Below are 10,007 nucleotides of genomic sequence, written 5' to 3'. Positions count from 1 at the left end.
GGGCCTGCGCTTCGATTCGCCCCTGCCAAATCTTTGATTTGCATTGCATCTCACCGATCGTGTCCATGGAATCTCCTCTCATGGAAACCCTTTTAAATTATTTCTCCACGAATTAAAAGATGGGGTTGGGCGATCGCTTACTTTTGAACTCAGTCCAACATCAAATGAGCGGACTTGGAGCAAGGGAGAATGTCGACAACTGACATTGGAAAGAGCACATGCTATGTTCTATCTTATAACTAGTTGCTTACGAACCGAATGCGGTACAACACCTTGTCGGATAGATCCAAAATATTTCCGAAATACATCTTGTCCCTACGCAGATGACTACATCGACATCCCAACTTTTCTCAAAGCATTTTCACATGAAATTGAGAAATATGGTGGAGATATAGACGTCATGGAACCTCACATGCAGGAAGAAACGAATATTCCACTTTGTATTATTGCTCCGGAGATTCTGAGGAACGCGGCGTTAGGTTGTGAAGGGGCTGTCGCCAAAAATTAAAGTGGCGCATCTAAAATTCTTCCGGACTGATTTTTCTTAAACTTTTTTTCATGCCTTGGTGTTTTTTGTTTTCCAACATCTTTTCTTTGGCGCGCTTGGAGCGGCGACGCTTTTGCCTGCGGATTTTTTCGATCCGTTGTTGTAGGGTGCTTTTTTTTCCCTCTATTTGTTGTGCAATTTTTTCTACCAGCAAACGCCGAGCATAAAAACGGTTCAACGATTGCGACCTTGAAGTCTGACAACGCACTTCCAATCCCGTTGGAGTATGGGCAAGCTGTACACAAGAAGAGGTTTTGTTGATTTTTTGCCCCCCTGCCCCGGAACCCCGGATAAATTTTTCCACAAGGTCCTCTTCACGAATCTGATATTTCTCCATCTCCTTCAGGAGTAGTTGTTGTTTGGCAGGTGAAACGGGGAAAAGTGGCATGTACTACTGCTACCACTTTTCATTGGGACTGACAAAATACAATATCACGCATAAAATGCCCATACTTACTTCAAATACACCCCAAATACGATTCATATACGCCTCAAAACACTTCAAATACGCTTCATGGATAAATTTTTTGCCTTTTAAGAAACTCACCTCTATACTGGTAACCGTGGATCGCAAGCAAAACCTGTAAAAAGTCAAAAACTTTAAGGATTTCAAGGATGGTTATTTATGTCAGAGACTCTTCCCATCGTGACCGACGTCGCAGTCGCATCCAATGCCGCCCCATTGGAAAAGGCCGCCGGCTATTCTGCTTCGGAAAAACGCATTCCGGCCCCGAAAGCGGAGACGGCACAAATCTATCCTTTCCATGCCTATCATCTGGCAGAGGCGTTAAAGCTTAAGGAAGTCGCCAAATTATTTGACCTCAAACCGCTCGTCCTTAACCCGACAAAATTGGTTTATGAACTCTCGCCAAACTGCTTCTGTTTTTTTTATAATTTTGGTTCCGTTGTTTTTTTCAATGTCGATGAGGCCATCCAAAAAAGCACACTGGAACGGGCAAAAAATTTCTCTTTCAACGCCCAAGGTCCGCAAACGACGGATGAGTTTTTGATGGAGGTGGAGCGCAAGGCAAAAAACACCGTGACGTTCGATAAGGTCATTGTCGACAAGCTGAACCGCGACAAGATTGAAATTGCGGGACTCGTATTGGCCCAGTCCACCGCGCTCGAATTTTTTGAAAAGAAGGTAGGCGATATTTTAGACCGATTGGGACACATCACTTTCAAACTGGGAGAAAGAAAAGCGCAGGACCCGAGTGCAAAAGAGATCCGGGAATTTATTGGCGCCGCAATGGCCACAAAACAGAATCTGATTGGCACTCTTTATCTTTTGGAAAAACCGGAGGAGACGTGGGAGAGCAAAGTGCTTGATGACCTGCATCAGGAAGCAACACTGATGTTTGAATTGAAGGACCGCTTTCGCGCACTGGATTACAAATTAAAAACCATTCAGGAAAACCTGACCCTGCTCGCCAACTTTGCCACCAACCGTCAGATGCTTATTCTGGAAGTTTCCATCGTTGTCCTCTTTGTCCTCGATATCCTTCTCGTCGGCTACGAACTGTTTTTGAAGTGACGCATTTCTGTCACCTGACTGACGAAAACAAAACAAACATTCTTCCCAACCCATTTTTAAACAACTTCCGACTGGTACGCATTTTGCTTTTAAAAGGTCTGATGCCTTACCTTATTCCAATCGAACGCGTGGAACAAAAAATTTTATTGATTCGTGGGGAAAAGGTTCTTCTGGATAGCGATTTGGCAGAACTTTACGGTGTCAAAACCAAAATTGTCAATAAAGCGGTCGGACGTAACCAAGCGAGATTTCCACAAGATTTCGCATTTCAACTCACTGAAGAGGAAAATCAGACTTTGAGGTTCCATTTTGGAACCTCAAAGAAAAAGGGTGGTAGGCGCTATTTACCCTATGTTTTTACCGAACAAGGGGTAGCCATGCTGTCCGGTATTTTACAAAGTAAAAAGGCGATTTTAGTAAATGTGGCCATCATGCGCACTTTTGTGAAACTCCGCCGGATGATTGCCACCCATAAAGATCTGGCTCAACAACTGGAACAATTGGAAAAGAAATATGACCGACAGTTCAAGGTTGTCTTTGATGCTATCCATCAATTGATGCAACCACCACCGTTACCGCCAAAAAGGCGCATCGGTTTTTAAGAAAGGAATTGGGCAAAATTATGTTAGGCACTGTTTATTCTGCGGGGATTTTGGGATTTGAGGCGACGCTTGTGAAGGTGGAGGTGGATGTTTCCGGAGGGCTTCCGGGGTGGCAAATGGTTGGACTTCCGGAAAAGTCGGTGCAGGAATCTAAAGAGAGGGTCAGCGGCGCACTTCGCAACAGCGGTCTTCGTCTCGAAGCGAGGAAAACAACCATCAACATGGCGCCGGCCACCTACAAAAAAACGGGAAACCAGTACGATTTACCAATCGCGGTGGGAATGCTCGTGGCGCATCAAGCGATCTCCCAAAACAATCTCTCCTCTTTTTTATTTGTCGGCGAATTATCACTGACAGGTGAATTGAAACCAATCCACGGCCCTCTTCTTTTTGCCGATCTTGCAAAACAGAAGGGGCTCAAAATCTTAATCCTCCCAAAAATTAACGCACCGGAAGCGGGGCTGATTAAAAATATTCAAATCATCGGTTGTGAAACAATTGCGGAAGTTTTTGATTTTCTTAATTCGGGTAAAATGCCGGAATCGGCGGCACTTCAAAAAACGGCTCCACCGTTGCAACAATATCTTCCCGATTTTTCTGAAGTCAAAGGGCAATTGCTGGCCAAACGTGCACTGGAAATTGCGGCGGCGGGAAATCATCACCTTATTATGATGGGCCCACCGGGAACCGGCAAAACATTGCTGGCTTCAAGACTTCCTTCAATCCTGCCTCCCCTCACCCCCGCTGAATCACTGGAGTCGACAAAAATTTACAGCGCGTTTGGTTTGAATGATGTTTCCAAACCGTTGATAACCGATTCTCCTTTTCGCAGTCCCCATCATTCCACTTCTTACGCGGCCCTGATTGGCGGCGGCAAAGATTTTTTATACCCCGGCGAAATCACACTCGCCCATAACGGCGTTTTGTTTCTCGATGAACTCCCGGAATTTCATCGCGATGTTTTACAAATGTTACGTCAACCTCTTGAAGCCGGTCATGTCTGCCTGACCCGTTCCAAGTCGCGCATGAAATTTCCGGCCTCGTTTCAACTTATCGCCGCGATGAACCCGTGCCGGTGCGGTTACTTGGGACACCCCAAGCGCCACTGCATCTGCGCGCCGGGTTCCATTCTGCAATATCGCCACAAAATTTCCGGTCCCTTGCTCGACCGAATTGATTTGCAAATTGAAATGGCCCCTTTAAACGAAGAAGACCTGTTTGGAAATCTTCCCACCGAATCTTCGGCACAAATTCGGGAGAGAGTGATGACAACACGAAAACGCCAGCAGGAACGCTATGCCGAACTTGATTTCTCTTGCAACGCCCAACTCACCCACAAAGATTTAAAAGAGTTTTGTCCGCTGACACCGGAGGCTGAAAAATTTTTCCGCAAAATTTTTCCAACTTTAAACCTTTCCGCACGCGCCCATGACAGAATTTTAAAAGTCTCCCGTACGATCGCCGATCTGGACGGAAAAGAAATCATCGAAACCGAACAAATCGCCGAAGCCGTCCAATACCGCGCCCTCGATCGGGAAAATATATTTTAAATTTTATCCAAGTCGTCGCTTTCCTTCTCAAGGCGCTTGGTTTTGCTGTGTGGAGTGGTCATTTCTGCGGCTTCCCTCCGCCTATTCCTCCCGCTTAGGCTTTGGTCCCGGCGCGGAAGCCAGAGTGCCCATGGCCATCGCCGTTATCGGTGGCGTCTTTCTGTCAACCCTGCTGACACTGTTCGTCGTCCCCTCTGCCTACAACTTATTGAGCCAGCGGGAGAAGGAATAAATCCCGCTTGTGATATGGGCATTTTTCCGCTACAGTTTGCATGGAGGTGAAAATGATACCAAAAATCGTTCCCGTCACAGAATTTCGCACAAAAGTCTTGGAAGCGGTCCGTAAGGCCCAGAATGCAGGCCAAGAGTACGTCATCACCGCCAAGGGAAAACCGGCGGCTGTCCTCATGAATTTTGAGGAATGGGAAAGCCTTTTGGAAACGCTTGAAATCAAGCAGGACAAAAAATTGATGGAGGCCATTCAAAAGGGAAAAAAATATTTTAAAAAAAACCGGATGAAGTCCAAATCCCACAAAGAGATCGATTGGAACTGAAATATGCCCTACAGAATCCTGATCCCTCCCCATGTGGAGAAGCAGATTTCCAGACTGCACCCGTTGCTCAAACAAAAAATTCGTTCTGCCCTAGATGATCTTTCCATAGATCCGCTACAGGGAAAGTCTTTAAAGGAGGATTTACAAGGACTCTATTCCTATCGTGTCACAAAATACCGCATTATCTACAGCATCCACCATCATGTTTTGGAAGTTCACGTTATTGCAATGGGTCCCAGAAAAACCATTTATAAATCCATATATTAGTGGGGGTCGGCGGTGTTGTAAATTTTTAAGGAAAAAAGCGGGTGCAAACCAAATATTTAGTATCATATAAAACACAATAAAATCATATTATTATATAGATTATAAGAATATATTTTTAGATATATCTGTATTTTTAACTTATTTGCGACTATATATTTAATCGCATGGGAAATATTCTATTATTACCGGAAGTTATAGACGATGGTCGGATTGATACAATACTCAAACTCATCCATTTCGCAAAAATCTATTCCAACGAAAAAAAAGAACTGACACTGGACTGGTCTAAAACAAAAACCCTCTCGCCTGCAGGCTATGCAATCATGGCCTGTGTTTTTGATTTCCTTGTCGAACAAAAAACCGCGATAAAAAACAGGAGAATATCAAAAAAACTTCTGGATATTCCTGTTATCTCAAATTTCAAAAACATTAAAAATTTTACAACCCTTTCAAATCCTGACATCAACAATATTGAAAACATAAGTCTTATGGTAAAGGGCGTTGAAGGTGGAATCAACACGCTTTTCACGGAACGTCTTGATGAAATATTTTCAGATAAAATCTCTGAGGATATTTTGTATGCGAGCAAACTGATAATCAATGAATTGATGCAAAACAGTCAGGATCACTCAACAGCAGAAAGATATTATATGTATGCCGGTCTCTGGAACAAAGAATTTCATAGTGGACTTCTGGATATGGGAATCACCATACCCGCAAAACTGGAACAAAAATATATCCGCCAAAATGATATCGCCTATCTTGAGCTATCTTTTGAAAAAGGCTCCAGCACTCGCAGGCAAAGGACCGGCGGTTTTGGGTTGCATTATTTCTTTGAGTTTTTAAAAAAAAACGAGGGCAAATTGACTCTCGTCAGTCGCAATGCCCAAATAAGACGTTATTTTAAGACGCGGCGGTCCCAAAAAAATATCCTGAAATATCCGTTGCCCGGGACATGGTGTTTTGCAAGATTTAGTCTGGAGGAAAAATGATAAACATCAGTATAAAAAATGATTTTTCCGGGGATTATATAACCAGAGTGGCGGGTGAAAAATTGAGAAAAATAATCCTTGAAGCGGATCTTAAAAATCAAAAAATTGAAATCAATTTTTCAGGCGTTACTATTGCCAGCACCTCTTTTTTTGACGAAGGTTTTGCCAAACTTAACGATTCAGGTTGGACAATGGAAAAATTAAAGACTCAAATAATTCTCAAGAACATCAAACCAAAAGATCACTATGTCCTTCTGGAAATGTGTAAAAACCGCGGAATGAAGTAAAAGCAGTGGAGATGAATTTTATGCATGCAATGACGATTTTACCTTCTGAAAAAGCGGCGGAGCGCAAACGGCGCGAAATGTTTGCAGGGTCCGACGCAACCGTCTCGCTGGATGAGACGATTTTTTCTCTTTCTCATTTTTTAAAAACGGTCACCGTCACCACGAAACCGATTCTCACACGTCCCCTGCAAAAGCATTTTATTTTCTATTGCCTCAAAAAATATCCGCTCCGTTATTTTGAAAAATTGAAACATTTCCCCGGGCTTGCGAATGCTTTTTTAACCACCATCCGCCAATTGAAACGCTACAATATCTCTTCGGAACATTTGGAAGGACTTTTGAAAGAAACCGGTTCTCTCAAAGAATATGATCTCCTGAAAACTTATGAACGTTACGAAGCTCTTAAAAAAGAGAAGGGTGTTTTGGATGAGGAAGATATTTATCAACTTCCCATTCAAAATATTCCCTATGAAAATCTTGTTTTAGAAAATTTCTTTGAAAGTCATCCCGCACTTGATTCTTTTGTATCCCAATTCAAATTTAGTTTTAAAACACCGGATATCCCAAAACCGGATTCTTTAAAACAGGCGCAACTTTTTTCTCTCCCCTCTCCGCATCAAGAGACAGACTGGTTTTTGATGCGACTGCAAAATCTTTTGGAAGAAGGGGTAGCCGTTCATCAGATCGGCATTTTTATGGGGGGGATTTCCAAAAATTATGACCCGGTTTGGAAAAAAATGGAAGCGATGGGACTCATGGAGGGAGAAACTCCTTTTCTGACATGGCGCGAAAAAGCGGAAGGGCGGAAGGCTCTGTTCACTGCTTCTCAAATAAATTCTGAAGACGCCTCCCTCACCGAATGGATTGATCGATTCCTTGCCAAAACGGAAAATAAAGACATCGCCAATCTTTTAGAACCGCTTCGTTTTCATAATCATGCCCTGAACATCGGAAAATTAAAGCGACAAGAATGGCTGGAGTGGCTTAAAGAGAATCTCGATCAACCACCTCAAACAAAAATCAGAGACTCCTTAAACGGTCTTCAGTGGATGGAATTCGACGGCGGCGATTTTGTTCCACTCCAATATCTCTGGGCTCCTCAAATGCTGGAGGGGACGTTTCCCTCTTTGAGCGCTTCCCCATTTTTTCGGGATAAAAGAGACCGCAGTCGCAAAGAATGGAATATCTTGTGTAAAGCCTTTCCCGAACCTCAAGACCTTTTCGAAAAAAAGCGAAACATTTTTCTCCATCAGCTCTCTTTGGCAAAAGAGACATGGCTCACTTATCCCAGAAGGGACAGCTTTGGACAGGACTTGGGTTCCTCACCCTTTACATGGGATTTTTCAGAAGCGGAGAATATCAAAGAGGTAGCCCCTTTGTTTTTTGGGAGAGAGACTTTGAATCAGAAATTAAAAATTGAGAAAGAACGTTTGAGTGACAATTTAAAAACGGATGCGTTTCACGCCAATTTCAAAGACAACCCGCTTCTGCAACAACTGAACCCGCAAAAGAAGGAACATATTTTTAGCCCGTCGCGTCTAGAAACCTATGCCCAATGCCCTTTCAAATATTTTTCCAATCGCATTCTGAATATTCCACAACAGAAGGAATATTCCCCACAAGTGGACCCGGAAGATCGCGGCACTCTTTTTCATAATTGCCTTGAGAAATTTTTAAAAGAGCATGGAAATCTTTTTTTAGAGGCGCGAAAAGACTCAACAAAGGAAAAAGAGCTTTTTGAAACATTGGGAGAAGTTATTGAAAAAGTTTTTCATGAAATGACCTCTCAAATGGTTTATGCCAACGCGGAACTCTATCAACATTTGAAACAAAAGACGTTGGAGCAAGCAACCCTCCTTCTACAGAACGAGCTGGAAGAGGCCAGAAACATTGACTCTCCCCTCACCCCAACCCATTTTGAATGGGGATTCGGGACCTCTCTCGAAAACAGTCTCGATATCGGCGATATTCATTTCAGTGGGCGCATTGATCGTATTGACTGCGATGACGCTTCCAAAAATTTTTTGGTACTTGATTACAAAACCGGAAGCAGTGCCACAACCAAATTTCAGGACAAATTACTCAACGGTCTTTCCCTTCAGCTTCCCATTTATATTACAGCGGCACAAAAACTTTTACTTAAAAATTACACACCCATCGGCGGGATGTTGATTTCGGCAAAGTCCGGGGAGAGAAAACAGGGACTACTCGACAGTCAGTTTAACAAAACCCATTTTTTAATGAGAAAAGGATCAAAGGCACTTTTGGAAACCGAGGACATGAAACAAACTATCGAAGCAACAATGGAAATGATTAAAAATTATGTGGAGAAAATCCGGTCAGGTTATTTCAGCGCAGAACCAAAGGACTGCAAAGCCAGTTGCGATTACAAGGATATTTGTCGATATCCACTAAAACCGTTCGAATGATTTATATGCAACTTACAGAAAATCAAAAACGGGCTGTGGAATCGGTGGATGTCTCGACCGCTATTATTGCGGGGGCCGGTTCCGGAAAAACAGAGGTGCTGACTCAGCGGCTAATTTATATTTTGAATTCGGGAAAAATAAATCTGAACCAGATTTTGTGCGTCACCTTCACCGAAAAAGCGGCTCATGAATTGAAAAAAAGGGTCGCACAATATCTCCCCGAAGAGTCGAAAAAAGATCTCCCGTGGGCCGCCATCGGAACTTTTCACAGCTTTTGTCTCAATCTGCTCCGGGAACAGGCCCCACTGCTTGGGTTCTCCGGCGCAATCGAAGTTTGGGATGAACATACCGCACGTTTGGCGATCCACAGACATTGCCGAAAAACACTTCTGGAAGCTCTCGACAATAAAGAACCGGAGGCGGTGCTACTGCTTGATGCATTTGAATTCAGGGAAACACTCCTTTTATTGGAAGAACTCATGCAGTTTCGGTGGCACTTTGAAGGGACCATGGACAATGGACCATGGACGATGGACCAGAAACAAAAAACACTGCATTTTGCGACAACATATCTTTATAAGAAAATTCTTTCATCTTACACCGCGGAAAAAAAAGAAAGAGAAGTGATGGATTTTCAGGATTTGGAAATGGAAGCACTCAATCTTCTCAACACCAACAAGGAAGTTTTAAAACAATATCAAAGCCGCTTCAAACATATTTTGGTGGATGAAGTGCAGGACATCAACGATCTCCAAAAAAATCTAATTGAGATGCTTTTTAATCCCAAAGAAAACAGGCTTTGCATGGTGGGCGACCCCAAACAATCAATCTACCGCTTTCGCGGAGCCAATGTGACAGGCCTGCAATCCTTGTCTGATAAAATTTTGAAAGCCGGGGGTCATCGCATTGAGCTTCAGGAAAACTTCCGTTCGCGGCCAGCGATTCTCAATTGGATCAACGCCCTCTTCGAAAATATCTTTCCGGCCAATCTTTTTATTCCTCTCATTCCAACAAGAGAGAAAACAACCGAAGCAAACATTCATCTGCTTCCCATTGATGGAAATAAAAAATTATCGAATGAAAACCGCCGAAAAATTGAGGCCGAGAGGATTGTGGAATATATCCAGCATCTCGTTCACTCTGGAAAAAATTCTTATGGAGATATCACGCTCCTCTTTCAGGCGTTAAGCGACATCCGCCACTACGAAAAGGCCCTGCGAGCGGCACAAATTCCCTACCGGCTCT

The 10,007-nt window shown here is 43.3% G+C and carries 12 protein-coding genes; 11 read left to right on the top strand and 1 reads right to left on the bottom strand.

Features of this window, described 5'->3' with window-relative positions; translation table 11 throughout:
- Positions 1–223 precede the first annotated feature (223 nt).
- Positions 224–508: a hypothetical protein gene (locus HY877_05925; protein ID MBI5299813.1), complete on the top strand. Its 285-nt coding sequence runs from the start codon at positions 224–226 to the stop codon at positions 506–508.
- 10 nt (positions 509–518) lie between these two features.
- Here the strand turns inward: HY877_05925 and HY877_05920 are convergent, their stop codons facing one another.
- The gene (locus HY877_05920) at positions 519–935 is read right to left on the bottom strand and encodes a peptide chain release factor-like protein (protein ID MBI5299812.1); all 417 of its coding nucleotides are present in this window, start codon (positions 933–935) and stop codon (positions 519–521) included.
- 237 nt (positions 936–1,172) lie between these two features.
- Between HY877_05920 and HY877_05915 the strand changes: the two genes are divergently transcribed.
- The 10 genes from HY877_05915 to HY877_05870 all read left to right on the top strand — a co-directional run.
- The gene (locus HY877_05915; protein ID MBI5299811.1) at positions 1,173–2,081 is read left to right on the top strand and encodes an RMD1 family protein; all 909 of its coding nucleotides are present in this window, start codon (positions 1,173–1,175) and stop codon (positions 2,079–2,081) included.
- A 101-nt stretch (positions 2,082–2,182) separates the two neighbouring features.
- Positions 2,183–2,683, top strand: a complete 501-nt coding sequence (locus tag HY877_05910) for an ORF6N domain-containing protein (GenBank protein ID MBI5299810.1) — start codon at positions 2,183–2,185, stop codon at positions 2,681–2,683.
- A 20-nt stretch (positions 2,684–2,703) separates the two neighbouring features.
- Positions 2,704–4,233, top strand: coding sequence for a YifB family Mg chelatase-like AAA ATPase (locus tag HY877_05905; GenBank protein ID MBI5299809.1), 1,530 nt, complete (start codon positions 2,704–2,706; stop codon positions 4,231–4,233).
- Between the two features lie 130 nt (positions 4,234–4,363).
- Positions 4,364–4,465 (top strand): hypothetical protein, encoded by a 102-nt coding sequence (locus HY877_05900; protein MBI5299808.1) that lies wholly within the window; start codon positions 4,364–4,366, stop codon positions 4,463–4,465.
- Positions 4,466–4,517: 52 nt separating this feature from the next.
- Positions 4,518–4,787, top strand: a complete 270-nt coding sequence (locus tag HY877_05895; GenBank protein MBI5299807.1) for a type II toxin-antitoxin system Phd/YefM family antitoxin — start codon at positions 4,518–4,520, stop codon at positions 4,785–4,787.
- A 3-nt stretch (positions 4,788–4,790) separates the two neighbouring features.
- Complete coding sequence (locus HY877_05890; protein ID MBI5299806.1) at positions 4,791–5,054, top strand: type II toxin-antitoxin system RelE/ParE family toxin; 264 nt, start codon at positions 4,791–4,793, stop codon at positions 5,052–5,054.
- A gap of 164 nt (positions 5,055–5,218) precedes the next feature.
- A complete protein-coding gene (locus HY877_05885; GenBank protein ID MBI5299805.1) occupies positions 5,219–6,046 on the top strand; it encodes a hypothetical protein in 828 nt (275 codons plus the stop codon).
- Positions 6,043–6,333, top strand: a complete 291-nt coding sequence (locus tag HY877_05880; GenBank protein MBI5299804.1) for an STAS-like domain-containing protein — start codon at positions 6,043–6,045, stop codon at positions 6,331–6,333. The genes HY877_05885 and HY877_05880 overlap by 4 nt, the downstream gene beginning before the upstream one ends.
- Before the next feature lie 29 nt (positions 6,334–6,362).
- Positions 6,363–8,762 carry a PD-(D/E)XK nuclease family protein gene (locus HY877_05875; protein ID MBI5299803.1) on the top strand — a complete coding sequence of 800 codons (2,400 nt, stop codon included), beginning with the start codon at positions 6,363–6,365 and terminating at the stop codon, positions 8,760–8,762.
- A 5-nt stretch (positions 8,763–8,767) separates the two neighbouring features.
- A partial coding sequence (locus tag HY877_05870; GenBank protein MBI5299802.1) for an ATP-dependent helicase occupies positions 8,768–10,007 on the top strand: 1,240 nt, incomplete at its 3' end.

The sequence above is a fragment of the Deltaproteobacteria bacterium genome (genome assembly GCA_016213065.1).
Taxonomy (GTDB): Bacteria; UBA10199; UBA10199; order SPLOWO2-01-44-7; family SPLOWO2-01-44-7; genus JACRBV01.
This window is presented reverse-complemented; position numbering and strand designations above follow the sequence as displayed.